Genomic DNA, 24421 nt, shown 5'->3' on the forward strand with positions numbered 1-24421 from the left:
GACGATGACCGAGACTGACGCGCGCGAGCACGCCGCCCTCGAGCTGGAGAACGGCATCTCCCAGATCTACCAGCGCTCACGGGCGCGGGTGCGGCATCTCGCCGATCGGTTCGAGGGCGACCTCCAACCACTGGGTTTCGGCATCCTGCGGTACATCATCATCAACGGGCCGCTGCGCGCCGGCGACATCGTGACCGGCCTCGGCATCGACAAGGCCGCCGTGAGCCGCCAGCTCGCACAGCTCAAGCAGCTCGGCCTGATTGCCAGCACACCCGACCCGGACGACAAGCGCGCGACCCTCATCGAGGCGAGCCAGACCGCCAAGTCGGCGCTCGAGGCGTTCCGCGCCGAGGTCAGCGCGGAGTACCGCACGGCGCTCGAGTCCTGGCCCACCGAGGACATCGCGGCGCTCGCGCAGCTGCTGGCGCGGTTCAACGAGTCGTTCGACTAGCCCGCTGAGCCTCCGCGATCGGCACCGGGCTGGTTGCATCGCGCGAGTAGGATGCCTAGCGGACAACCACCACTCACGGTCCACCGCGAATTTGAAGGAGACATCCCTTGGCTTTGATCGAAGCAGTCGGCGCACGCGAAATCCTCGACTCCCGAGGCAACCCGACGGTCGAGGTCGAGGTCCTGCTCGACGACGGCGTCGTCGCGCGCGCGGCAGTGCCGTCCGGTGCCTCCACCGGCGCCTTCGAGGCGTACGAGCTGCGCGACGGCGACAAGGCCCGCTACGGCGGCAAGGGCGTGCTCAAGGCCGTCGACTCCGTGCTCGACGTGCTGGGCCCGGCCATCGAGGGCTTCGACGCCGCTGACCAGCGCCTCATCGACGCGGAGATGATCGCGCTCGACGGCACCGACAACAAGAAGAAGCTCGGCGCGAACGCGATCCTGGGCGTCTCGCTCGCCGTCGCGAAGGCCGCGGCCGACTCGGCAGATCTGCCGCTGTTCCGCTACCTCGGCGGCCCGAACGCGCACACGCTGCCCGTGCCGATGATGAACATCATCAACGGCGGCGCGCACGCCGACACCGCGCTCGACATCCAGGAGTTCATGGTGCTGCCGATCGGCGCCGAGAGCTTCACCGAGGGCCTGCGCTGGGGCACCGAGGTGTACCACGCCCTCAAGGGCGAGCTGAAGAAGGCCGGCCAGAACACCGCTCTCGGCGACGAGGGCGGCTTCGCCCCCGACCTGCCCGGCGCGCGTGCGGCCCTCGACTTCATCGTCGCCGCCATCGAGACCGCCGGCTTCAAGCCCGGCCAGGACTTCGCCCTCGGCCTCGACGTCGCCGCCACCGAGTTCTTCGAGAACGGCGTCTACTCGTTCGAGAAGGCGAGCTACTCGGGCGAGGAGCTCACCAAGTTCTGGGTAGACCTCGTGAACGACTACCCGCTCGCCACCATCGAGGACCCGCTGGCCGAGGACGACTGGGACGGCTACGTGCACCTCACCGAGCAGCTCGGCAGCAAGGTGCAGCTCGTCGGCGACGACTTCTTCGTCACCAACCCCACGCGCCTCAAGAAGGGCATCGACCTCGGGGCCGCCAACGCGATCCTCGTGAAGGTCAACCAGATCGGCACCCTTACCGAGACGCTTGACGCTGTGGCCATGGCGCAGCGCGCCGGCTACAAGGCGATCATCTCGCACCGCTCCGGCGAGACCGAGGACACCACGATCGCGGACATCGCGGTCGCCACGGACGCCGGGCAGATCAAGACGGGCGCTCCGGCCCGCTCCGACCGCGTCGCGAAGTACAACCAGCTGCTGCGCATCGAGGAGGAGCTCGGCGACTCCGCGGTGTACGCCGGGCGCGACGCGTTCCCCCGCTTCAAGGGCTAGAAGCTGCGAAGGCGCCCGTCGATCTCTCGGCGGGCGCCTTCAACGTTTAAGCTCGATCCCATGGCTAGGCGACCCAAGACCGAGCGCGTCGCCGTCAGGCTGCCCGAGGAGACGGCCCCCGAGCACTGGCTGCGCACCATCCGGCTGTCGGGATTCACCCTGCTGATGCTCGGGCTCCTGATCCTCGCCGTGATCGTCCTCGCGCCGAACCTGCGCATCCTCATCGAGCAGCGCCAGCAGATCGCCGCCCTCCAGACAGCGGTGGACAACGCCAAGAACTCGGTGGACGACCTGCAGTCGGACGTGGCCCGGTGGAGCGACCCGGCCTACATCGAGGCGCAGGCCCGCGAGCGGCTGTTCTACGTCTTCCCCGGCGACGTGAGCTACCTGGTGGTGGGGGACGGCACGGAGCCGACCACGTCGGACGGCATCCCGATCAGCGACCAGATCCAGACCACCCAGGTCGACTGGGTGCGCACTCTGCTCTCGTCGGTCTACACGGCAGGACTCACGGATGCCCCGCCCGACGAGCTCGTCGCGCCGGTGATCGAGGGCGCCCAGTGACCCGGCCGCCTTTCGACCCGCCGACCGCCGAGGACGTCCGCATCGTCTCCCGCCAGCTCGGCCGACCCGCCCGCGACGTCGTGGGCATCGCCGCGCGCTGCTCCTGCGGCGCCCCCACCGTGGTCTCCACCAAACCGCGGCTGGCCGACGGCACGCCCTTCCCGACGTTCTACTACCTCACGCATCCCGCGGCCACGGCCGCCGTCTCGACCCTCGAGGCCGAGGGGGAGATGCCCGGGCTCGCGGCGCTCCTCGTCGACGGGGTCGCCGACCGGTACCGGGCGGCGCACGAGAGCTACATCGCCGACCGCGAGACCTACGGCGCCGTCGAGGAGGTGGCGGGCATCTCCGCCGGCGGGATGCCCGACCGCGTCAAGTGCCTGCACGCCCTGGTCGGCCACGCCCTCGCGGCGGGCCCGGGTGTGAACCCGATCGGCGACCTCGCGCTCGAGCGGGCAGCCTGGAGCCCCGAGGTGTGCGAGTGCGCGGAGTACGAGCTGTGAAGCGGCGCGGGCTTCTCGCGGGCGCCCTTGTTGTCGCCTCCGTCGCCCTTCTGGCGGCGCCGGCCCACGCGGACACGGTGCGCGCCGCGGAGTACTGGCTCGACAGCTACGGGATCCGCGCCGCGTGGAACACCACTCGCGGCGAGGGCGTCACGATCGCCGTCATCGACACCGGGGTGGACGGCAGCGTGCCGGAACTGCGCGGCGCGGTCATCTCCGGCGCGGACTTCTCCGGCCTCGGCGCCGCCGACGGGCAGACCCCGGTCGGCCCCGCCGACGAGCGCGACCACGGCACGATGGTGGCGTCCCTGGCGGCCGGGCGGGGCACCGGCGGCGACAACGGCGTGATCGGCGCGGCACCGGCGGCGACCATCCTGCCGATCTCGATCGGGTTCGGCGAGGGCAGCACGACCTCCGACGACCAGATCGCCGAGGCCGTGCGCTACGCCGTCGACGCGGGTGCGAGCGTCATCAACATGTCGCTCACGCGCAACACGCTCGAATGGCCGACCAGCTGGGACGACGCGTTCCTCTACGCAATGGACCACGACGTCGTGATCGTCGCCGCGGCCGGCAACCGCGGCAGCGGCACCACGCAGGTCGGCGCCCCCGCCACGATGCCCGGCGTGCTGACCGTCGCGGGCGTGGACTCGAAGGGCGCGGCGAGCTTCGACGCCTCCGCGCAGGGCATCACGATCGGCGTCGCGGCGCCCAGCGAGGACCTCGTGGGCGCGGTCCCCGGCGGCGGCCACGTGATCTGGAACGGCACCAGTGGGGCCACCCCGATCGTCGCCGGCATCGTCGCGCTGGTGCGGGCCGCGCATCCCGATCTCGATGCAGCCAACGTCATCGAGCGCATCGTGACGACCGCGAAGGATGCCGGCACTCAGGGCACCGACCCGATCTACGGGTTCGGCCTCGTCGACGCGTCGGCGGCCGTCAGCGCCAACGTGCCCCTCGTGACCGAGAACCCCATGGGGTCGCTCGCCGAGTGGATCAAGCTCTACCGCCGTGCACCTTCCACCGCCGTGCCGGTGCCCACCAGCACCGCGACTCAGGCCCCCGCGCCGCCCGTCGTTGCGGGCCCGGTGAACCCGCTCGGGACAGTTCTACCGACGGTCAATCTGCTGCGCAATGTCGGGGTTCCGCTCGGGGTGTTCCTGCTGTTCGGCGGAATCCTCGCCTTCCTTGTCGTCCGGGCGGTGCGCATTGTCAGGTCGTCCCGCCGAACGGAGTAGATTAGTGGCTTACTTCCCCTTCTAGGAGACCACCACTCGTGCGCAAGATTCTCATTGTCGGCGGCGGATATGCCGGGTTCTACACCGCTCTCAAGCTGGAGAAATGGCTCTCCCGCGGGGAGGCCGAGGTGACCATGGTCGACCCGCTCCCGTACATGACCTACCAGCCCTTCCTCCCCGAGGTGGCCGCAGGCTCGATCGAGCCCCGCCACGCGGTCGTCTCGCACCGCCGTCACCTCAAGAAGACGCGCATCCTCTCCGCCAAGGTGTCGCACGTCGACCACGCGACGAAGACCGCCACGATCACCCCGCTCGTGGGCGAGCCGTGGACCGAGACGTACGACATCGTCGTCATGACCGCGGGCGCCGTGTCGCGCACCTTCCCGATCCCCGGGGTCGCGGACGAGGCGATCGGCATGAAGAACATCGAGGAGGCGATCGCCGTGCGCGACCGCATCCTCACCAACTTCGACAAGGCGTCCAACCTCCCGGCCGGCCCGGAGCGCGACCGCCTCCTGACCTTCGTGGTGGTCGGCGGTGGATTCGCCGGTATCGAGGCGTTCGCCGAGATGCGCAGCCTTGCCTCGTCGCTCGTCAAGAAGTACCCGACGATCTCCTTCGAGGACACGCACTTCCACCTCATCGAGGCGATGGGCCGCATCATGCCCGAGGTTTCGCTCAAGACGAGCCTCTGGGTGATCAAGAGCCTCGCCGAGCGCGGTGCCCAGATCCACCTCGACACCCAGCTGTCGTCGGCAGCCGGGGGCGTCATCGAGCTCTCCACCGGCGAGAAGTTCGAGTCGGACACCATCGTGTGGACGGCGGGCGTCATGGCCAACCCCATGATCCGCAACACCGACCTCCCGATCGAGGAGCGCGGGCGCCTGCGCGCCCGTGCCGACCTGCGCATCATCAACGACGACGGGCCCATTGCGGATGCCTGGACCGCCGGCGACGTCGCTGCGGTCCCCGACCTCACGGGCAAGGGCGTCGGCGGATTCTGCGTGCCGAACGCGCAGCACGCCGTGCGCCAGGCCAAGCTCCTCGCGAAGAACATCGTCGCCGACATCCGGGGCGAGGCCACGAAGGACTACTTCCACAAGAACCTGGGCGCCGTCGCGGGCCTCGGCCTCTGGAACGGTGTGTTCCAGTCGGGCAACATCGCCATCAAGGGCCCGCTCGCGTGGATCATGCACCGCGGCTACCACGGCTTCGCGATGCCGATGTGGGAGCGCAAGATCCGCGTCTTCGGCAACTGGATCATCAACTTCTTCGTCGGCCGGGACACCGTCTCACTGCAGGCCCGCATCACGCCGCGCGCCGCGTTCGAGGAGTTCGCCTCCCGTCCGAAGCCCGCTGCCGGACACGAGGCGCCCGCGGGCGCCCCGGTCCCGGTGGGCGGAGCCGTCGCGAAGTAGGGTGGTGGGGCTTAGCCCCGCTGTTCGGGGCCCGGCCCCGGTGGCCCAATTGGCAGAGGCAGACGACTTAAAATCGTTTCAGTCAGGGTTCGAGTCCCTGCCGGGGCACGCGGCGAGGGACCTTCGCCACTAGCGGCGAGCGCGCGCGCCGAGCAGGCTGATCGATACATCACTATCGGAGGCCAGAATGAGTGAGAGAGTCCGACTCGTTGAGCGCGCGGGACCGTGGGGGTTCTTCTTCCTCCTCGCGTATATCGGTGCCGCGATCTACTTCATCTCCCAGTCAGACGGGAGCTTCTGGCGGGTGGTCCTCGGTCTTCTGCAGGCGGCCGTCTGGCCGGTCTACGCCGTCTACCACCTGCTGGGCGCGCTCGGCGCGTAGGCACGGGACCTTCGCCCCTACTGGCGCTGATCGAGGGGTCCAACACTGGTTGTGAGAAAACCACCTCAACCTCTGGAGTCACCATGCGCGCTGTCATCGTCGATAGTTTCACTGCACCTCCCACCGTGCAGGAGGTGGCCCGCCCTACGCCGGCGGCCCACCAGGTCTTGGTGAGGATCGAGGCATCCGGCCTGTGCCACACGGACATCCATGCTGCTCACGGTGATTGGCCCGTGAAGCCGTCCCTTCCGTTCACGCCAGGGCACGAGGGGGTCGGCATCGTCGAGGAACTCGGCGCCGACGTCACCAACCTGCGGCTGGGCGACCGGGTAGCCCTTCCGTGGTTCGGCTACGGCTGCGGAGAGTGCGGCTACTGCATCGACGGCCGCGAGACCCTGTGCGAGTCTCAGCAGAACACCGGCTACTCGGTCAACGGCGGTCTGGGCGAGTATGCGACCGCGGACGCGAGGTACGTCGTCCGCGTGCCCGAGGGAGTATCGCCGCGCGATGCGGCACCGCTCACCTGTGCGGGAGTGACGACCTACAAGGCGGTGAAGGTCGCCCACGTCGTGCCGACGGAACGTGTCGCGATCTTCGGCATCGGCGGCCTCGGCCATCTCGCGGTGCAGTACGCGAAGATCGTGGGCGGGTTCGTCACCGCGGTGGACGTGGTCGACGACAAGCTCGCACTCGCCGCCCGCCTCGGAGCCGATCACCTCGTCAACGCGTCCACCACCGACCCGGTCGCCGCAATTCAGAGCCAGGGCGGTGCCGATGTCGCGATCGTACTCGCGGCCTCGTCGACGGTGTTCGATCAGGCATTCCACTCGCTGCGGCGCGGCGGCCGGCTGATCTGCGTCGGTCTGCCCAAGGACGGCGCGTTCGAACTCCCGATCTTCGAAACGGTGCTCAAAGGGCTGTCAGTGGTGGGCTCGATCGTGGGAACTCGGCAGGACCTGCGCGAGGTTTTCGCCCTGCACGCTGCCGGGCGCACGGAGGTCGTCACGGAGACGCGCGACCTCGCCGACATCGCCGTGTCGATGGACGACGTGCTCGCGGGGCACATCCCGGCCCGGATCGTCTTCGAGTTCGCCGGCGTCGGCACCGCGCAGGGGTGACCTGGTAGCTGCGGGCACGCCCGGCCACGCGCGACCGGACCATATACTCGCAGGACCGGCACGGTCGCCGGCCGTGACGGATTGGTGCGCGAAGCATGCCGATGGCGAGGCTGCGCGGTAGCGTGAGCGCTCTCGTGGGGGTGGCGGCAGTTGTCGCGCTCACCTCGGCCGTGGCCGTCGGGTCCGTCGCCTTCCTCACCCACGAGGGGACGGCCGGCGTGCAGTCCGAGCTCGGGTCCCGCGCGGGCTCTGACCTCGCGCTGCAGGTGTCGCTGTCGCCGACGGCCAACCCCGACGCCCAGGATGCCCAGGTGCGGGCCGCCATCGCGACGAGTCTGGGCGGCACGGGCATCCGGTTCGGTGTCTCTCGCACGGTGGCGGGGGACGTGCGCGTCGAGACGGACACCGCCGGTGCCGCTGTCGAGCAGGGCACGGCGATGAGCATCCCGGATCTGGAGACGCGCGCCGACCTGGTCGCCGGGGCGTTCGCCGAGAAGGAGACCCAGGTCGCCGTGCAGGCGGACGCCGCCCGGGAGCTGGGGCTCGCGCCCGGCAGCACGGTCTCGCTCGACGGCGCGACCTTCACCGTCACGGGAACGTGGCGGGCCAAGGACTACCTCGACCCGCGCTGGTACGGCGACCCGATGATCGAGACCGGTGCCGACGACGGGTACGGCCCGTTCCTGATCATCGAGCGCGCGTGGTCGCGGCTGGAGTCCGAGCCGAAGGCGACCTGGACAGTGGTGCCGGTCGACCTCGCCGACGCCACGTCGGCGAACATCGGCGGGGTCATCGCAAGCTGGTCGCGCATCCAGGCCGACTGGCGCGGGCAGGTCGACGACCTCCAGGGGTTCGGTTTCCAGCGCGGCCTCAGCAAGACCCTCGCGGAGCTCGAGGTGCGCCTCGACGGGCAGCGGGCGATCCAGCCGGTGATCCTGACCCTGCTCGGCGTCCTGGGGCTGGTCGCCGCCCTCGAGCTCGTCACCCTGCTGGCCGGCATCCGCGCGACCGAGTCGTACCTGCACTGGTCGCGCGGCCGCGCACCGTGGCGGATCGCCCGGCGCACGGCGACCGACGTCACGGTGGCGGCGACGGTCGGCGCGCTGGTCGGATGCGGCGCGGCCGCGGCGGTCGGCCTCGCGGTCGGCTTCACGGACGCCCTCGTCGCGCAGGCCCGGACTCTGGCGGTGGTGCCGCTCGCGGCCGTGGCGGTGTGCGCGGTCCTCGCCGTGATCACCTCCCTCCGCTCCCTGAGCGGGATGACCCGCCAGACTCGCGGCGGCCGCTGGGACTCCCGCGCCGCCCGCCGCGTCGCGGTACCGGGGGCCGTCGTCCTCGTGTGCGCGGGCGCGGGCATCGCCGTCTGGCAGTTGCGCCTCTACGGCTCGCCCGTGATCGTGAACGCCGAAGGGGCGAGCTCCGTCGACCCGCTCGCCGTGGCGGCCCCGGCAGCCGCACTGCTCGCGCTCGTGCTCCTGATTGCGGCGCTGCTGCCCTGGCTCGCGCGCGGGGGCGAGCGGGCGACGGCCCGCCGGTCCATCCCCACCACGCTGGCCGCGCGATCGCTGGCCCTGCACGCGGCGCGGTTCACGGCGCCGCTGGTCGTCGTGGCGATCGCGGTCGGCGGCACGGCGGTAGCGTCCGCGTACTCCGCCACCTGGACGTCGAGCTACGACGCCGCGTCGTCCCTCCGGGTCGGATCCGACCTGCACGCGTCCACGACCGACCACTTCTCGGCCGCATCCCAGCGGGCGGTCCGCGACCTCGTGGGGGAGGGGGCCGTCGCGCCCTGGGCCCGGCAGCCGCTAGCCCTGGGCAGTGTGTCGGGCACGATCGTCGGCGCAGCGCCCGAGGCGATCGCGACCCTCGCGAGCGGCGGCGGGATGCTCGACCTCCCGTCCGCGGCCGATAGCGTCCGCATCCCCTCGCCCGGACCGGTGGTCCCGGAGGGCGCCTCGACGCTCTCCCTCACTCTCGCGACCACGAGCCTGACTGCCGCACCCGCGGTCTCTGCTCACGTCGTCGACGCGCTCGGGTTCACCTCGGTGGTCGACTTCGCGGCACCGTCTGGCCCGGTCGTCGACGGCAAGGGGACCTTCGACTACTCCGCAGCGCTCTCCGGGACGGGCCCGCTCACCGTGCTCGCCATCGACTTCCGTTTCGGGAGCGGGACCTTCGCCCAGTCGTCCGCGACCGTGCGCCTCGTGGAGCTCGCTGCGGGCTCCCAGCCGCTCGACCTCGGGCCGTTCTGGATCCCCAACAACCCCGGGGCCGGGGGCGAGATGCCGACGAGCGACGGCACGGGCCTCGGGCTGGCCATCACCGACGAGTCCGCGTCGGCGCGCCTCGTCCCTTCCCTGGACGGCACCGAGTTCGAGCGCGCGCACCCTCCCGTCGTGATCTCCCAGCGGCTCGCGGCGCTCCTCGGCGTCGGTGTGGGCGACACCATCTCCTTCGGGCTCGAGGACGGCGTCGAGCGCATCAGCTGGGACATCGCCGGCGTCGTGCCCGCGATCCCGGGCGCGCCGACCGAGGTGGCGGTGCTGGTCGACCTCGCCGTGGTGCAGCACAGCCAGCTTCGCTCCACGGAGACTCCGGCCGAGCCCCGCGACCTCTGGCTTCGTGCGGACTCGCCCGCGGAGCTGCGGGACTCCCTGCGCCCGCTGCTGCCGGCGTCGACACGGATCGACATCGCGAACGACCCCGCCGCATTCGCCGTGCTGGGGTCGCCGCGGACCGTGCTCTGGGCTGCCGCCGCGGCATCCCTCCTGCTCGCCCTGATCGCGGTCGTCTCGTCGGTGCAGGCCCGGATCCGCTGGGGCCGCGGCGATGTCGCGACGCTGCGCGCCCTCGGCCTCGGGCCGCGCGACCAGCAGCGAGTGCCGGTGCGGGAGTTCGGGGCCGTGCTCGTGCTCGGCCTGTTCTGGGGGCTCGCGGCCGGTGCGGCCGTCGCCCTCCTCACCGTGCCGCAGATAGCGCGCGCCGCGGTGCCCGAGCGCTATCTGTCGATCGGCACCGCCGTGTCCTGGGACGTTCCCGGCCTCGCCGTGCTGGTGAGCGCGCTGGTCGTCGGCCTCCTCGCGCTCCTGCTCGCGCTGGCGAGAGCTACCGCGCGCCTGGCCCGTGCGGCCGTGCCCGGAGGGGGAGTCGAATGACCGTGCTCTCCCGCGCGGCACTGCTGCGCGTCCACCTCCGGCAGGGGCTCGGCACCTCGCTGCTCGTGGCCCTGCTGGTCGCGAGCACCGTGCTCGTGGTCGCCCTCGCGCCGAGGGCGCTCGCCCTGCTCGGGACTGCCGAGCTGCGGCACGAGTTCGCCGCGCAGACCCCCGGGAGCACGGATCTCGTGGGCGAGGGCAGGCTGGGCATCCCGGAGCTCGGCCGATCGGCACCGCTCGACGACTACGTGGGCGAGACTGACGCGAGCCTCGCCGAGCTCGCGGGCCAGCTTCCCGCGCCGCTCGGCGACGCCGCGGGCGACGTCGACTGGGTGGTGCGCACCCTGTCGCGCACGGGATCGATCGCCTCGGCGCCGAACACGGTGCTCTCGCTCTCCCTGGCCTTCGACCTCCGGTGGGACCGGCGGGTGACCCTGGTCGCGGGCAGCGCGCCGGCCGTGTGGACGGGGGACGCCGGCACCCCGATCGACGTCGCGCTGTCGTCGACGGCGGCGGACAACATGGGGGCGTCGGTCGGGGACGAGATCGAGGTCGGCACCGTGCCGCTGCGCATCGCCGAGATCTACGAGGCCGCGGACCCGGCAGAGGAGTACTGGTCGCACGCGCGCGATCTCCTTCGCGGAAGCGTGATCCAGGAGCAGGGAGCGCCGCCGCGAGTGCAGGCATCACTCTACGTCGCGCCGGAGTCCCTGGTCGCGCTCCAGGCGGACTTCGCCGCGGGCGCGCTCTCGGCGTGGGTGCCGATCGACCCGACGGCGTGGGACTTCGCCGACCGCGACGAGATCCAGACCCAGGTGCGCAACGCGACCGCCACGCCGCTCACGCTGCCGAACTACGGAGAGCTGACATTCCGGTCGTCCACCGTGGACGTGCTCGACTCCGTGGCGCGGGCGGTCGCGGCATCCAGCGCTCTCATCGCCCTGAGCGCGTCCGGGTTCCTGGGCGTGCTCATCGCGGCGTATGCGCTGTGCGTCCAGGCGCTCATCCGCCGTCGCGCTCCGGCTCTCACGCTGCTCGACGCCCGCGGTGCTCGACGGGGCCAGCTCAGGGCGATCATGGTGCTGGAGACGGCCGCCATCGTCGTCCCTGGCGCGGTCGCGGCGCTCGTGCTCGCGGCGGTGCTGCTCCCCGCCCGGGTGGGGGTCGGGGGATGGCTCGCGCCGATCGTCGTGGCGGGCATCCCGATCGCCCTTGCCGCGGTGCTGCTGCGGCCCGGCGTGATCCGGGAATCGCGGGGCGACCTCGGGGGCGGCGGCTCCTCGCGCTGGGTGGCAGAGGCCGCGGTGATCGGGCTCGCGGTGATCGCCTTCGTGCTGCTGCAGCGGCGCGGGCTCGTGGAGTCGAGCGGCGAGGTCGGCATCGATCCGCTTCTCGCCGCGACACCCGTGCTCATCGCGGCGGGGGTCGGGATGCTCGTGCTGAGGCTCTACCCGCTGCCCCTGCGCGCGCTCGCCGCGGGGCTCCGCCGCCGCACCCTCCCGTCCTTCTCCCTCGGCGTGGCCAGAGCCATCCGGGAGCCCGCCGTGGGTGCGATCGCGACGCTGGCCCTGGTCGTGGGCATGGCGATGGTCGTCTTCGCCGTGGTGATGGTGTCGACAGTCGGCAGCGCAGTGCAGCAGTCGGCGCGCGACGAGGTCGGCGCCGATCTCCAGCTCACCGCTCACGACCTGCCCGCGTCGCTCGTCACCGACCTGACCGGCATCCCGGGAGTCACGGGCGCGGTCGCGCTCGTGACCAAGTCGGGCGTCGACTTCTCCGACGAGTCGGGGCCGACGAGCGTGACGATCGTGGTCGCCGATACCGAGCAGCTGCACGCGGTGCGGCCCGATATCCCCGCGCTCCCTCCGAAGGTGGGCGGCGGGGCGATCCCGGTGCTCATCTCCGACGACTGGGCGGAGCAGATCGACGGCACCGAGCTCTTCGTCGTCAACAGCGCGGTAGAGCGCGCGGGCACGATCGGCGCGCAGGCCCTGCCCGGGCTCAGCCGCCAGTGGCTGCTCGTCGACAGCTCCGCGGAAGAGGAGCTCGGCCTGGCGGGGCAGACTCCCGGGGTCATTCTGGCGAGCGCGGAGACTGCCGACATCCACGGGGTCGCCGAGGCAGTGGCCGCTGCCGCCCAGGCCGAGCAGCCCGCGACGTTCGACACCAGCGTGCGCGTTCTCACCGCGGCCCAGCGCGCCGACGCGATCTCGGCGGCGCCGGCGGTCGGGGCCGTGCAGGGGACGCTCCTGGCCGCCGCGGTCGCGACCCTCGCGCTGTCGGCCCTCGTGGTCGCCCTCGCTACGGCCGCAGCGGCCGGGCGACGCGGCCGGACCCTCGGTGTTGTTCGCGTGCTCGGGATGTCGCGCCGCCAGGTCGCCGTGCTGACCGCGTGGGAGCTCGCCCCCGCCGCCGGAGTCGCGCTTCTGGTGGCCGCGGGACTGGGGCTCGCCCTGCCGTGGATCATCCTCGCCGTGCTCGACCTGCGCGGGTTCGTCGGCGGCATCGCCGCGCCCGAGCCAGCCCTCGAGCCGGTGTGGCTCGTCCTCGCCGCGGGGATCTTCCTCGCGGTCGTCGTGCTCGCGAGTGTGACAGCGACTCTGATCGGGCGCCGGGTTGCACCGGCGAAGACCATAAGGATGGGAGACTGATGGCCGCGCAGATCGAGTGCTCAGACCTCGTCAAGATCTACTCGGGCGACGGGGTCGAGGTGCAGGCCCTCCAGGGCCTCACGCTCTCCGTGGAGAGCGGGGAGCTCACCGCGATCGTGGGTGCCTCCGGCTCGGGGAAGTCGACGCTGCTCGCGATCCTCACGGGGCTCGAGACTCCGACGGCCGGCCGCGCGATGGTCGCCGGGCACGACCTCCTCGGCATGACCGCGCGGCAGCGCGTCCAGTACCGGGCGAAGACTGTGGGCTTCGTCTGGCAGCAGACCGCCCGCAACCTGCTGCCCTACCTCACGGCGAGCCAGAACATCGCGATGCCGCTCTCGATCCTCGGCGGGTCTGTCCGGGCCCGGGTCGAGCGCGTCGCGGAGCTCGTCGAGGTCCTCGACATCGGAGAGTTCCGCGACCGCCGGCCGGGGGAGCTGTCGGGAGGCCAGCAGCAGCGCGTGGCCATCGCCGTCGCGCTCGCGAACGCGCCCGAGGTGCTGTTCGCCGACGAGCCGACCGGCGAGCTCGACGAGGTGAACTCGCAGCGCGTCTTCGACGCTCTGGGGGCGGTGAACCGCGACCTCGGCGTGACGGTGCTCATCGTGACCCACGACGAGGACGTGTCGTCGCAGGTGCGCCGGACCGTGCAGATCCGCGATGGGCGCCTCTCCACCGAGGTGCACCGCAGCACAGCCCTCGACGAGTTCGGCGGAGAGCTGCACGCCTCCGAGGAGTTCGTTGTCATCGACAAGGTGGGCCGCCTGCAGCTCCCGCAGGACTACGTGCGCACGCTCGGCCTGAGCGGCCTGGTGAGGGTCGAGCTCGCGGAGGGCCATGCCGAGGTCCACCCGAACACCCCCAAGGAGACCCGCGGATGAGCGACGACACCATTCTCCGGGCCGAGGACCTCACCCGTACCTACGGCCGCGGCGACAACGAGGTCCACGCCCTGGCGGGAGTCTCCCTCCAGGTCGCCGCCGGCGAGCTGGTCATCCTCCGCGGCCCCTCGGGCTCGGGCAAGACGACGCTCCTCAACATCCTCGGCGGGCTCGACAAGCCCACCAGCGGCACCGTGCAGCTGGGGGATCGCGACGTCGTCGGGGCGAGCGAGAGCGACATGCTCGACATGCGGCGCAGGGAGATCGGCTTCATCTTCCAGAACTTCGCGCTCCTTCCGTCCCTGACAGCGGCGGAGAACGTTGAGCTGCCGATGCGGATAGCGGGGGTGCCCTACGACGAGCGCGCTACGACGGTCTCGGAGTTGCTCGACATCGTCGGGCTGACCCCGCACTCAGCACAGCGGCCGTTCGAGCTGTCGGGCGGCCAGCAACAGAGGCTGGGCATCGCGCGCGCCCTCGCCAACAGCCCGCGGCTCATCATCGCCGACGAGCCGACCGGGCAGCTGGATGCCACGAACTCCGAGCTCATGATGACCCTGATCTCGGCGCTCGTGCACCAGCGGGGCGTCGCGGCCCTCGTCTCTACGCACGACCCGCGCATGGCGGCACACGCTGACCGCATCCTCGAGCTGCGCGACGGCCGGCTCGTGCACCGGCGCGGCCGGCACGCGCTCGAGGGGGACGGCACGGAGATCGCCGGCGCGTGAGCGGGGGCTGTCCGGTGACCGCTCTCAGAACAGCCAGGCCTGGTTGCGGACGACGGGGAGCTTGCGCCAGAGCTGCCCGAACCCCCAGGTGTCGCCGGCCGCGGTTGCGGCGATGACGATCAGGGCGAGCGCATAGATGATGTGGTAGTCCACGAGCGGGTTGGTCGACGCGGTGTTCGGGGTGAAGGGCCACTCGGCGAGGTACATCAGGACGAGGATGACCGTGCCGGCGACGGCACTGACGCGCAGGCCGATACCGAGCATGACCGCGAGGCCGATGCCGAGCATCCCGAGCATGAAGAGGATGTCGCTGGCGGGGCTGGCGATCCCGGCGAAGAAGGGCTGGAGGGGGCCGGTGACGGCCTCACTGCCGAGGAAGCCCTGGCTGGGCGACCCGCCGTTGATCCACGCGCGCTCGACCGGCGTTGAGAAGCCGAGGCCGAATGTCTTGTCGAGGAACGCCCACAGGAAGATGAAACCGGTGGCGAGCCTCAGGACTGCGAGGGCGATGTGCTGCGGTGCGGCGGCGAAGGCCGCTGTCCGTGCCGGTGCGGCTGATCGGCCGGCGATGAGGGGGACTGTCGTTGCGGTCATTGTCGTCTCTTCCGTTGGGGTGTTGCCCCAAGGCTGGTCCGGCCGGCGCGATCGGTGAAGTGCCGAAGGTCCCGGGACCTTCGGCACTGGGTCGCGGGCGCCGTGCGGTGTGGACTGGGCCTCCCACGGAAGACAGGACTGCGCCCCGGTGAGATGCATCGACGATGAGAGCTGGGAGGTTCTCAAGCGGCACACCGCCGAGCACCTTCGAAGCCGGATCTGGCTGGGCGGAACGTACTCGGTTGTGGCGCCGGCGAAGCGGGCGGAGGCCCCGGACGACGGGGTGCGGGCGCCCCGGGCGGCTAGCTCTCCGGGTCGTACATGAACTCGCGCAGCTCCTGCGAGCAGCGGCAGGCTGCCGCGATCCGCGCCGCCCAGGTGACCGCCTCCTCGCGCGTGGGGATCTCGAGCACGCAGAATCCGCCGTTGAACACGCGGGTCTCGGGGTAGGTCTCGGCGGACGTGGAGCCATCGGCGGCGACCATGACGGAGGGGACGTCCTCGGCGATGCCGCCTCCGAAGACGTAGACGCCCGCGGCCTTGGCATCGCGGATGACGGCGTGCGAGTCGACCCCGGCGGCGACGAACTCGTCCTCCGAGAGGTTCATGGCGCTGCCGGGGAAGGAGATCAGGTACTTAGTCATGTAGACAATGTACACATTAGGCTGCGCACGCGGAATAGCTAGCGCGCCGCCACGAACTGAAGCACGCGCGACCAGAGCAGCTCGGTAGCCTCGGCGTCGTACTCGTCCGGCAGTGAGGGGTCGGTGAACAGGTGGCCGGTGCCGGGGTAGTCGAACACCTCGACCCGGCCGCCCGCCGAGGTCACGTCGGCTGCCGCCTGCTCGGCGAACTCGTCCTCGCGCCAGGGGTCGCCGATCGTCTGGTGCACCTGGGTGTCGATGCCCGCGGGCCACTTCGCCTCAGGGCCGAACCACTCGAGCACGTTGAACCCCGCGAACTGCAGCACGCCCGAGACCGCGCGGCGGGTGGCGACGAACACCGCGGCGCTCGAGCCCTGGGAGAAGCCGCCCACGACGAAGCCGTCGGGCAGCTCGGCGACCGCCTCGAGCGCGCGTGCCATGAGCTTCTCCTGGCCGTAGGCGGCTGAGAACTCCATCGCGGGGTCGTAGTCGTCGAACCGGCGGCCGTCGTAGAGGTCGGGGGTGACGACCTCGTGGCCCGCGGCGCGGAGCCGGGCGGCAGCCTCCTCGATGCCGAGCCGGGGGCCGAGGACGGAGTGGAAGAGGACGACGGTAGCCATGCTCTGACGCTAGGACTCGCCCCTGACAATGAACTGCGGCTCCACGAGGCGCACCCACGCCCACACGCCGAGGCACACGGCGGAGAACACGAGCGCGCCGCCGATCACCCAGGGCACCGGGAAGCCGCTGCCGCCCGCGATCACGACGCCGGCGACGGTCGCGGTCACGAGCGTGAGCACCGCCCACGCTGTGCGCGACCAGGCCCAGATCAGGCGGCCGGGCATCCGGTTCACGGGCAGGAGCATGACCATCGCCGAGCCGAGCGCCGCGATCGTCAGCGCCGAGAGCGCCTCGCTCACGAGTGACGGGAGGAACCCGTCGACGGGCCCCAGCGCGCTCTGGGCTAGCCACGCGATGAACCCCAGGACCACGATCGCCGCCACCTCGACGAGAGACACCGCCCCGCGGGCGCGGGCGCCGAGCTCCGGCGCGAACCGCACGGCGAGCACGATCCCGACGATGATGGGCGGCTGGATCCCCGCGACCCGCGACACCAGCGCCGTCACCGCCGCGATCCCCAGGAGAAGAGGGGCGAGCCGGATGCCCGTGCTCAGCCCGAGCGCGCGGCCGGCAAGTTTCGCCGTCAGCATGGCGACCCCGTTGAGCGCCGCGAGCGCGAGGCCGATCGCGACGGCGAGCCGCAGGTACCGCACCTCGGCCTGGATGCCGCCCGCCAGCGCGGCGAGCAGCACGGCCGCCGCGAGGAACAGGACGGCGGTCACACGCGGGCTCAGCAGCGGCTCTTCGGTGCTGGGCGGGCGCGGCACATACCCCCGCTTGCGGCGCAGGGTCGTGACGAGCAGTCGCAGCGGGAGCGCCACGAGCAGCGCGAAGCCGAGCGCGAGGCCGAGGCCGAGCAGCCACGACGTGGGGTTCGTCGTCGACACACTGGGGATCGCGGCGCCGTAGTCGGTCGGCAGCTCCCAGGTGTCGAACGGCGCCATGCCCGAGACCCCGCCGACGGGCGGCGGGAAAAAGGGCGCGCTCGGCGCGGGGGCGACCGGCGGCAGTGGCGCTGCCGGCTGCGCGTTCGGGTTCGGCTCCGCCTCGTGCGACGGAGTCGGGGGAGTGACGGGGGCTGCGGCGCCCACGGTGATCGTGAAGCCCTGGGTTGCGCCGCTGGCGTTGCCCGCGGCATCCCACTGGATCGCCTTGATCGTGCGCTGGCCGTTCGCGAGCGTCGCCGAGCACGACCAGTGCTGCGTGATGACGGGGCTCATGCAGACACGGGTGGAGTCCGCGAACACCTCGACCCGGCCGCCGTTCTCGCCGCTGCCGGAGAACATGGTGGGCTGGCTCGACACCCGGCTTCCCGCCGCCGGAGCGGCGAACGCGGGCAGGGCCGGCGGGTCGACATCCACGCGCACGAGAATCGACGCCGAGCTGCCGCCGGGCTCGGAGGGCACGTTGCTCCAGGTGTGGGTCGCGTACAGGCTGTAGGTGCCGGTGCCCACGCCGAGCGCGCAGCTCCAGGTGCCGTTGGGGAGCACGGGGCCGCACGACTTCGTGACGTCGCCGGAGAGTTCGATGCCCGCGCCCGGGAAGCCGGTGCCGCTGAGGGTGCCGGGGGTGATGCCCGTCGTCGTGATCACGGGAGCGCCGAGCACGCGGACCGGCACGGTCGCGGTCGTCACGACGGGGGCCGCGTCGGCGCTGGTCTGGGTCGCCTCGACGGTGTGGTTGCCGTCCGACAGCGGGAGGTCGCACGACCAGGCCTCGGGGTCTGGAGCCGCTCCCGGGGCGATCGTGCAGACGGCGGCGGCGCCCTGCTCGCCGACCGTGACGGTGGCTGCGGCATCCTTGGTGCCGGTGACCGTGACGGTGCCGGGGAAGAGCGTTCCGGGGGAGGTGGCGATCGCGAACGACGCCGCGAGCGCGGCCTGCGGTGCGCCCAGAAGGGCGGTTCCGGCGACCACGACGCCCAGCAGCGCGAGCAGCGCGCGGCGGAGGACGTTCGGGCTCTGGGAGGTCACTCCTTCTATTGCAGACGAGTTCGGCGGCGAGGTCAAACGTGTGTGCGGCATTCGCAGGAAGGTCACTGGTTGCGTTCGGGACACTCGTCTGGGACAGTTGACCCACTATGCCGCGCATCCCCTCCTCAGACCGGCGCGCGCTGCTCGTGCAGGCGGCCATCCGGGTCATCGCGAAGCACGGAGTCGCCGGTGCGACCACGCGGGCGATCGTGGCCGAGGCCGGGATGTCCCTCGCGAGCTTCCACTACGCGTTCCGCTCGCACTCCGAGATGATGCGCGAGGTCGTGGCGTACGTCGTCGGCGCCGAGGTCGACTCGGTGTTCGCGACGCTGCGGCTCGGCAGCAGCATCCGGGACGCGGTGCGCGAGGGGCTGCAGTCGTACCTGGAGTACGTCATCGCCGACCCGGGCCACGAGCAGGTGATGCAGGAGCTCGTGCACTACGCGCTGCGCACCCCCGGCCTCGAGAGCCTCGCGGCCGAGCAGTACGAGGCGTACCACGCCGGCGTGACGGGCGTGCTGCTCGAGGGCGCCGCCGTCTCCGGGGTGGAGTGGGCCGTACCCGTCGCCGACGTCGCCCGGCTCGTCGTGACGATCACCGACGGCGTCACCCTCGCCTGGCTCGCCAACCGCGACACCGCCGCCGCCGAGCGCGTGCTCGACTTCGCGGCGGACTCCCTCGCCGCCCTCGCCATCCCCGTCCGAACCAGAGAGAGCGCTCAATGACGACATCGACTCCCGCCACCACCGCCGTGTTCGCCGAACCGGCCAAGGCCGTCACCGCCGGGTGGATCGCGGCCTTCGCGACCGCGTGGCTCGGCATCTGGATGGCCCAGCTCACGCCGGTGCAGCTGCTGCTCCCGCTGCAGATCGAGGCGCAGCTCAAGGCGAGCTACTGGGTCGACAACGTCGTGGCCTTCGGCATCATCTCCGGCATCGCGGGCCTGTGCGCGCTCGTCGCCTATCCGCTGACGGGAGCGCTCTCCGACCGCACGACGAGCCGGTTCGGCCGCCGCCGCCCCTGGATCGCCGCCGGCGCCGTGATCTTCGCGGCCTCCCTCGCCCTGCTGGGCCTCCAGACGACGATGGTCGGCATCGGTGTCTTCTGGGCACTGGCACTCACCGGATTCTGCGTGCTGACCGCCGCGCTCACCGCGACCATCTCCGACCAGGTGCCGGTCAACCAGCGCGGCTTCGTGTCGGGCTGGATCTCGGCGCCGCAGGCCGTGGGCACCATCCTCGGCCTCGTGCTCGTCACCTCGCTGTTCGTCGCCCCGTACCTCGGCGGGTACCCGGTGATCGCGGCGATCGTCGTCGTGTTCGTCATCCCGTTCCTGGTGTTCGTGCCCGACGCCGTGCTGCCCCGGGCGGAGAAGCTCACGATGCGCAGCTTCGTGGACGGCTTCTGGATCAGCCCGAAGCAGTACCCCGACTTCGGCTGGACGCTGCTCAGCCGCATCCTCGTGAACTTCGGCAACGCGTTCGGCACCGCGCTGCTGCTGCAGTTCCTGCAGTACGGGCTCGGGGTGCCCGACGCCGAGGACGTGCTCATCTACCTCGTGCTCGTGTACATGGTGTTCGTCATCCTCGCCTCCCTCTTCCTCGGCAAGCTCTCCGACCGGCTCGGCCGCCGGCGCATCTTCGTCTTCATCGCCTCGGCCCTGCAGGGCGTCGCCGCCCTCATGCTCGCGTTCGTGCCCGACCTCGGTGTCGCGTTCGTCGCGGCGGGGCTCCTCGGCCTCGGCTACGGCTGCTTCCTCTCCGTCGACCAGGCGCTCGCGACCCAGGTGCTGCCCGACCCGCACACCCGCGGCAAGGACCTCGGCATCATGAACATCGCGACTGCCGTGCCGCAGGCCATCGCGCCGCTGCTCGGCGCGCTCATCGTCGCCGCGCTCGCCGGCTTCACCGGCCTCTTCGTGCTCGCCGCGGCCGCGGCCATCCTCGGCGCCCTCGCCGTACTACCGATCAGGAGCGTCCGATGAAACTCGACAAGCCCACCGCGCAGCCCTGGCTGCAGCCCTCCGTCTACTGGCCGCAGCTCAGCGCCGCGACCGCGGCGCTCGACACCCCGTTCGGCGTCGTCTCGGCGCCGGCGCTCGCTCACAACGCCCACGACATGCTGCGCCGCGCGAATGGCACCACCATCCGCGTCGCCTCGAAGTCGGTGCGCGTGCGCGGCGTGATCGACGCCGTGCTCAAGCTGCCCGGCTACCGCGGTGTGCTCGCCTACACGCTGCCCGAGGCGCTCTGGCTCGCCGAGACCATCGACGACGTCGTGGTCGGCTACCCGACCGTGGACCGCGCGGCCATTGCGGCGCTGGGTCGCTCCGAGAAGCTCGCGGGCCGCGTCACCCTCATGGTCGACTCGGTCGAGCAGCTCGACGTCGTCGACTCCGTACTCGGTGCCCAGCGCGAGCAGATCCGGGTCGCGATCGAGCTCAACGCCTCGTGGCGCTCGAAGGTGCTCGGCTACCTGGGCGTCTACCGCTCTCCCGTGCAGGGCGTCGCGGATGCCGTCGCCCTGGCCCGCGAGGTCGTCGGCAGGCCCGGCTTCCGGCTCGTGGGGATGATGGCCTACGAGGCCCAGATCGCCGGCGTGGTGAACCGCCCCCGGGGCAAGCCGCTCCTCGGGCGCGTCGTGGACTACATGCAGAAGAACTCCAGCGCCGAGCTGAACGCGAGGCGCGGCGAGGTCGTGGCGGCGCTTCGGGAGCTCGCCGATCTCGAGTTCGTGAACGGCGGCGGCACCGGGTCGCTCGAGCGCACGTCGTCCGATCCCTCGGTGACAGAGATTGCGGCCGGCAGCGGCCTGTTCGGCCCGCACCTGTTCGACGGCTACAGCCACTTCCAGCCGGCCCCGGCGGCGGCGTTCTCGCTGAGCGTGGTGCGCAAGCCGACGCCCGACATGGCAACGCTCCTCGGCGGCGGCTGGATCGCGTCCGGCCCTCCGGCGGCGGACAGGATGCCCCAGCTCGCCTACCCCGAGGGCCTCGAGTACGTCGCGCGCGAGGCCGCGGGCGAGGTGCAGTCCCCGCTGCGCGGCGCGGCCGCCGCGGCCCTGCAGGTCGGCGACCGCGTCTGGCTGCGCCACACCAAGGCCGGCGAGATCAGCGAGCACCTGAACGAGTTCGCCGTGGTCGACGACGGCCGTATTGTGGAGACTCTGCCGACATACCGGGGCGAGGGAAAGGCCTTCTTGTGAGAGTTGAGGCTGGCGGCCGTTGGCGCAACTGGGGCCGCTCGCAGGAGTCGCGCCCGCAGCACGTTGTGCGGGCGTCGTCGGTCGACGATGTCGTGGAGGCCGTGGCCTTCGCCCGTGACCAGCGCCTCCCGATCAAGACGATCGGCGCCGGCCACAGCTTCACGGACATCGCCGCGACCGACGGCGTGCAGCTCGACATCGCCTCGCTCGACGGCGTGCTCGCCGTGGACGGCAGCCTGGTCACCCTCGGCGCCGGCACGAACCTCTTCCAGCTGCCCGCCCTGCTCGGCGAGCACGACCTCGCCCTGGAGAACATGGGCGACATCGACAAGCAGACCATCGCCGGGGCGATCTCCACGGGCACCCACGGCACCGGCGCGCGCTTCGGCGGCATCGCCACGCAGGTGGAGGGCATGACCCTGGTCACGGCCGACGGCTCGGTGCTCACCGTGGGCCCCGACCTGCTGCCCGCGGCGCGGGTGGGCCTCGGGGCGCTCGGCGTCATCACCGACGTGACCCTGCGGTGCGTTCCCGACTTCGTGATGCACGCGGTCGAGCGGCCCGAGCCGCTCGAGGAGGTGCTCGACGGGTGGCTCGAGCGCGCGGCATCCGTCGACCACTTCGAGTTCTACTGGTTCCCGCACACCGAGCAGGCCCTCACCAAGACCAACACCCGGATGCCCGCCGACACCCCGCGCAAGCCGCAGCACCCGGTGGCGGCGTGGATCGACGACGAGCTCATGCCCAACGGCCTGTACGTGCTGCTGTGCAGGCTCGGGATGATCGCGCCCGGCACCACCCCGCCGCTCAACCGGCTCGCCAACAGGCTCGTGGCCGAGCGGCAGGTCACGGACGGCTGGCACGAGGTGTTCACGTCTCCGCGGCGGGTGCGGTTCCGGGAGATGGAGTACGCGCTGCCCGTCGAGGCGGTGCCCGAGGCTCTGCGGGCCATCCGCGCCGCGATCGACGCCAACGGCTGGCGCATCACCTTCCCCGTCGAGGTGCGGGTGGCCGCGGCCGACGAGAACTGGCTCTCCACCGCCCAGGGCCGCCAGACGGGCTACATCGCGGTCCACCGCTACTACCGGGAGGACCCGACGGAGTACTTCGAGGCCGTTGAGGCGATCGCGCGCGAGCACGGCGGGCGGCCGCACTGGGGCAAGATGCACTTCCGGACCGCGGACGACCTCCGCCCCGCGTACCCCCATTTCGACGACTTCCTCGCGGTACGTGACAGGCTCGACCCCGACAGAGTCTTCACCAACCCCTACTTGGAGCGCGTGCTGGGATGAATGAGTGGGTGCGGGATCCCGCGGGGTTCGCGAGCACGGTGCCGGCCGGCTTCGAGCTCGGCGTGTCGACCGCCGCGTTCCAGATCGAGGGCGCGGTGCGGGAGGACGGCCGCGGCCCCTCCACCTGGGACGAGTTCATGGCGCAGCCGGGCCGCATCGCCGACGGCTCCAACGCCTCCGTTGCCGCCGACCACTACCACCGGTACCGGGAGGACGTGCGGCTCATGGCCGAGCTGGGCGTCGACTCGTACCGCTTCTCGCTCGGCTGGCCGCGCATCCAGCCCGGGGGCACCGGCTCGCCCAACAAGGCCGGTCTCGCGTTCTACGACAAGCTCCTCGACGAGCTGCTCGCCGCGGGCATCAAGCCGATGGTCACGCTGTTCCACTGGGACATGCCCGAGCCCCTCCAGCACAAGGGGGGATGGATGACGCGCGACACCGCCTACCGCTTCGCCGACTTCGCCCTCCTCGCGGGGGAGGCCTTCGGCGACCGCGTCGACAAGTGGGTGACGATCAACGAGCCCACGACCGTGACGCTCAACGGCTACGCGCTCGGGGTGCACGCCCCCGGCGCGACACTCATGTTCGACGGGCTCCTCGCCGCGCACCACCAGCTGCTCGGCCACGGGCTCGCCGTGCAGGCCCTGCGCTCGGAGGGCGTGAAGGGCGGCATCGGGATCACGAACGTGCACTCGCCCGTGCATCCCGCCAAAGACAACTTCGTCACGCGCCAGTACGCGGAGGTCTTCGACCTCGTGCACAACCGCATCTACGCCGACCCGGTGCTGCTCGGCCGGTACCCGAAGTTCCCGTTCCTCGCGCGCAAGCAGTTCAAGGCCCTGCACGATGTGGACAGCGACGACCTGAAGACCATCGCGCAGCCGCTCGACTTCTACGGGCTCAACTACTACATGCCGACCCGCATCGCCGCGGGGCCGCCGGCGGACGGCACGACTCCCGACGGAGGAGATGCGGCCGGGATGCGCGACCTGCCGTTCCACCTCGCGAAGTGGCCCGAGTTCCCGGTGACCGCGTTCGGGTGGCCGATCGCGCCGCAGTTCCTGACCGAGACCCTCGCGGACTACGGGAAGCGCTACGAAGGGAAGCTGCCGCCGGTGTACGTCACCGAGGGCGGCGCGAGCTTCCGCGACGCGCTCACGCCCGAGGGCACCATCGAGGACGCCGACCGCACCGCCTACCTCGCCGACCACCTGTCGGCCGCCTTCGCCGGCGCGCCCGGCGTCGACGTGCGCGGGTACTACGTGTGGACGCTCATGGACAACTGGGAGTGGGCGGCCGGCTTCGCGGAGAAGTTCGGGCTCATCGCCGTCGACCCGAAGACCCAGGACCGCACTCCGAAGGCCTCGTACCGCTGGCTGCAGCAGGTGCTGCGCGGGCGAAACTGATCGGCTGCTGAACTGCCCCGCTCCCGCTCCCGCTCCAGAACTGCCCCGCTCCCGCGGTGAGATCCGTCAATCGCCGGTTCGCTCGGCGTGGTAAACGCCGATTGCCGGATCTCAGGGATGCGGCGGCCCGGCGCTCATCGACCGCTTCGCTTGCGGCTGAATACCTGCCGCGAGCCTAGGGGAGCACGGTTTCACCAGATATGATCTGGC

At 71.5% G+C, this 24421-nt stretch carries 21 protein-coding genes and 1 tRNA gene; 18 read left to right on the forward strand and 4 right to left on the reverse strand.

Annotated elements, in window-relative coordinates; all coding sequences use genetic code 11:
- Positions 1 to 4: 4 nt before the first annotated feature.
- From AC1RTC_RS13250 to AC1RTC_RS13310, 13 genes are all read left to right on the forward strand, one after another.
- Complete coding sequence (locus AC1RTC_RS13250; RefSeq protein WP_493156407.1) at positions 5 to 451, forward strand: MarR family winged helix-turn-helix transcriptional regulator; 447 nt, start codon at positions 5 to 7, stop codon at positions 449 to 451.
- A gap of 107 nt (positions 452 to 558) precedes the next feature.
- Positions 559 to 1839: a phosphopyruvate hydratase gene (gene eno, locus AC1RTC_RS13255; RefSeq protein ID WP_493156409.1), complete on the forward strand. Its 1281-nt coding sequence runs from the start codon at positions 559 to 561 to the stop codon at positions 1837 to 1839.
- A 60-nt stretch (positions 1840 to 1899) separates the two neighbouring features.
- The gene (locus AC1RTC_RS13260; RefSeq protein ID WP_493156411.1) at positions 1900 to 2403 is read left to right on the forward strand and encodes an FtsB family cell division protein; all 504 of its coding nucleotides are present in this window, start codon (positions 1900 to 1902) and stop codon (positions 2401 to 2403) included.
- Positions 2400 to 2906, forward strand: coding sequence for a DUF501 domain-containing protein (locus AC1RTC_RS13265; RefSeq protein ID WP_493156413.1), 507 nt, complete (start codon positions 2400 to 2402; stop codon positions 2904 to 2906). The genes AC1RTC_RS13260 and AC1RTC_RS13265 overlap by 4 nt, the downstream gene beginning before the upstream one ends.
- Entirely contained in the window at positions 2903 to 4144 is a 1242-nt protein-coding gene (locus AC1RTC_RS13270) for a S8 family serine peptidase (protein WP_493156415.1), read from the forward strand. The genes AC1RTC_RS13265 and AC1RTC_RS13270 overlap by 4 nt, the downstream gene beginning before the upstream one ends.
- A gap of 38 nt (positions 4145 to 4182) precedes the next feature.
- Entirely contained in the window at positions 4183 to 5562 is a 1380-nt protein-coding gene (locus tag AC1RTC_RS13275) for an NAD(P)/FAD-dependent oxidoreductase (RefSeq protein WP_493156417.1), read from the forward strand.
- A gap of 34 nt (positions 5563 to 5596) precedes the next feature.
- Positions 5597 to 5670: transfer RNA gene (locus AC1RTC_RS13280), tRNA-Leu, on the forward strand.
- 79 nt (positions 5671 to 5749) lie between these two features.
- On the forward strand, positions 5750 to 5944 hold the full coding sequence (locus AC1RTC_RS13285) for a hypothetical protein (protein ID WP_493156419.1): 195 nt from the start codon (positions 5750 to 5752) through the stop codon (positions 5942 to 5944).
- Between the two features lie 83 nt (positions 5945 to 6027).
- Positions 6028 to 7062, forward strand: coding sequence for an alcohol dehydrogenase AdhP (adhP, locus tag AC1RTC_RS13290; RefSeq protein ID WP_493156421.1), 1035 nt, complete (start codon positions 6028 to 6030; stop codon positions 7060 to 7062).
- Positions 7063 to 7184: 122 nt separating this feature from the next.
- A complete protein-coding gene (locus tag AC1RTC_RS13295; RefSeq protein WP_493156423.1) occupies positions 7185 to 10217 on the forward strand; it encodes an FtsX-like permease family protein in 3033 nt (1010 codons plus the stop codon).
- On the forward strand, positions 10214 to 12868 hold the full coding sequence (locus AC1RTC_RS13300) for an FtsX-like permease family protein (protein ID WP_493156425.1): 2655 nt from the start codon (positions 10214 to 10216) through the stop codon (positions 12866 to 12868). Before AC1RTC_RS13295 ends, AC1RTC_RS13300 begins: the two co-directional genes overlap by 4 nt.
- Entirely contained in the window at positions 12868 to 13749 is an 882-nt protein-coding gene (locus tag AC1RTC_RS13305) for an ABC transporter ATP-binding protein (protein WP_493156427.1), read from the forward strand. Before AC1RTC_RS13300 ends, AC1RTC_RS13305 begins: the two co-directional genes overlap by 1 nt.
- The gene (locus tag AC1RTC_RS13310) at positions 13746 to 14477 is read left to right on the forward strand and encodes an ABC transporter ATP-binding protein (RefSeq protein WP_493156429.1); all 732 of its coding nucleotides are present in this window, start codon (positions 13746 to 13748) and stop codon (positions 14475 to 14477) included. The genes AC1RTC_RS13305 and AC1RTC_RS13310 overlap by 4 nt, the downstream gene beginning before the upstream one ends.
- A 24-nt stretch (positions 14478 to 14501) precedes the next feature.
- On the opposite strand, the gene AC1RTC_RS13315 is transcribed toward AC1RTC_RS13310, so the two are convergent.
- The 4 genes from AC1RTC_RS13315 to AC1RTC_RS13330 all read right to left on the reverse strand — a co-directional run bounded on the left by AC1RTC_RS13315 (position 14502) and on the right by AC1RTC_RS13330 (position 18309).
- Positions 14502 to 15071 carry a DoxX family protein gene (locus tag AC1RTC_RS13315; protein ID WP_493156431.1) on the reverse strand — a complete coding sequence of 190 codons (570 nt, stop codon included), beginning with the start codon at positions 15069 to 15071 and terminating at the stop codon, positions 14502 to 14504.
- 302 nt (positions 15072 to 15373) lie between these two features.
- Positions 15374 to 15715, reverse strand: a complete 342-nt coding sequence (locus AC1RTC_RS13320; protein ID WP_493156433.1) for a YciI family protein — start codon at positions 15713 to 15715, stop codon at positions 15374 to 15376.
- Positions 15716 to 15753: 38 nt separating this feature from the next.
- Positions 15754 to 16335 carry a dienelactone hydrolase family protein gene (locus AC1RTC_RS13325; RefSeq protein ID WP_493156435.1) on the reverse strand — a complete coding sequence of 194 codons (582 nt, stop codon included), beginning with the start codon at positions 16333 to 16335 and terminating at the stop codon, positions 15754 to 15756.
- A gap of 9 nt (positions 16336 to 16344) precedes the next feature.
- Positions 16345 to 18309 carry a hypothetical protein gene (locus tag AC1RTC_RS13330; protein WP_493156437.1) on the reverse strand — a complete coding sequence of 655 codons (1965 nt, stop codon included), beginning with the start codon at positions 18307 to 18309 and terminating at the stop codon, positions 16345 to 16347.
- Between the two features lie 107 nt (positions 18310 to 18416).
- On the opposite strand from AC1RTC_RS13330, the gene AC1RTC_RS13335 reads away from it, so the two are divergent.
- Genes AC1RTC_RS13335 through AC1RTC_RS13355 form a run of 5 tightly spaced genes read left to right on the forward strand, consistent with a single transcriptional unit; the run spans position 18417 to position 24211 of the window.
- Positions 18417 to 19034, forward strand: a complete 618-nt coding sequence (locus tag AC1RTC_RS13335) for a TetR/AcrR family transcriptional regulator (protein WP_493156439.1) — start codon at positions 18417 to 18419, stop codon at positions 19032 to 19034.
- Positions 19031 to 20293, forward strand: a complete 1263-nt coding sequence (locus AC1RTC_RS13340; protein WP_493156441.1) for an MFS transporter — start codon at positions 19031 to 19033, stop codon at positions 20291 to 20293. The genes AC1RTC_RS13335 and AC1RTC_RS13340 overlap by 4 nt, the downstream gene beginning before the upstream one ends.
- On the forward strand, positions 20290 to 21513 hold the full coding sequence (locus AC1RTC_RS13345; protein ID WP_493156443.1) for an amino acid deaminase/aldolase: 1224 nt from the start codon (positions 20290 to 20292) through the stop codon (positions 21511 to 21513). The genes AC1RTC_RS13340 and AC1RTC_RS13345 overlap by 4 nt, the downstream gene beginning before the upstream one ends.
- Entirely contained in the window at positions 21510 to 22805 is a 1296-nt protein-coding gene (locus AC1RTC_RS13350; protein WP_493156445.1) for a D-arabinono-1,4-lactone oxidase, read from the forward strand. The genes AC1RTC_RS13345 and AC1RTC_RS13350 overlap by 4 nt, the downstream gene beginning before the upstream one ends.
- The gene (locus tag AC1RTC_RS13355) at positions 22802 to 24211 is read left to right on the forward strand and encodes a GH1 family beta-glucosidase (protein WP_493156447.1); all 1410 of its coding nucleotides are present in this window, start codon (positions 22802 to 22804) and stop codon (positions 24209 to 24211) included. Before AC1RTC_RS13350 ends, AC1RTC_RS13355 begins: the two co-directional genes overlap by 4 nt.
- Positions 24212 to 24421 lie beyond the last annotated feature (210 nt).

Source organism: Rhodoglobus sp. GW821-FHT12B09, assembly GCF_058809925.1.

Bases quoted from the DNA above. Each gene is read 5' to 3' on its own strand.
- AC1RTC_RS13355 (WP_493156447.1), top strand. From the start codon at position 22,802: ATGAATGAGTGGGTGCGGGATCCCGCGGGGTTCGCGAGCACGGTGCCG.
- AC1RTC_RS13250 (WP_493156407.1), top strand. From the start codon at position 5: ATGACCGAGACTGACGCGCGCGAGCACGCCGCCCTCGAGCTGGAGAAC.
- AC1RTC_RS13335 (WP_493156439.1), top strand. From the start codon at position 18,417: ATGCCGCGCATCCCCTCCTCAGACCGGCGCGCGCTGCTCGTGCAGGCG.
- AC1RTC_RS13340 (WP_493156441.1), top strand. From the start codon at position 19,031: ATGACGACATCGACTCCCGCCACCACCGCCGTGTTCGCCGAACCGGCC.
- AC1RTC_RS13285 (WP_493156419.1), top strand. From the start codon at position 5,750: ATGAGTGAGAGAGTCCGACTCGTTGAGCGCGCGGGACCGTGGGGGTTC.
- AC1RTC_RS13305 (WP_493156427.1), top strand. From the start codon at position 12,868: ATGGCCGCGCAGATCGAGTGCTCAGACCTCGTCAAGATCTACTCGGGC.
- AC1RTC_RS13345 (WP_493156443.1), top strand. From the start codon at position 20,290: ATGAAACTCGACAAGCCCACCGCGCAGCCCTGGCTGCAGCCCTCCGTC.
- adhP (WP_493156421.1), top strand. From the start codon at position 6,028: ATGCGCGCTGTCATCGTCGATAGTTTCACTGCACCTCCCACCGTGCAG.
- AC1RTC_RS13325 (WP_493156435.1), bottom strand. From the start codon at position 16,335: ATGGCTACCGTCGTCCTCTTCCACTCCGTCCTCGGCCCCCGGCTCGGC.
- AC1RTC_RS13315 (WP_493156431.1), bottom strand. From the start codon at position 15,071: ATGACCGCAACGACAGTCCCCCTCATCGCCGGCCGATCAGCCGCACCG.
- AC1RTC_RS13260 (WP_493156411.1), top strand. From the start codon at position 1,900: ATGGCTAGGCGACCCAAGACCGAGCGCGTCGCCGTCAGGCTGCCCGAG.
- AC1RTC_RS13310 (WP_493156429.1), top strand. From the start codon at position 13,746: ATGAGCGACGACACCATTCTCCGGGCCGAGGACCTCACCCGTACCTAC.
- AC1RTC_RS13300 (WP_493156425.1), top strand. From the start codon at position 10,214: ATGACCGTGCTCTCCCGCGCGGCACTGCTGCGCGTCCACCTCCGGCAG.
- AC1RTC_RS13320 (WP_493156433.1), bottom strand. From the start codon at position 15,715: ATGACTAAGTACCTGATCTCCTTCCCCGGCAGCGCCATGAACCTCTCG.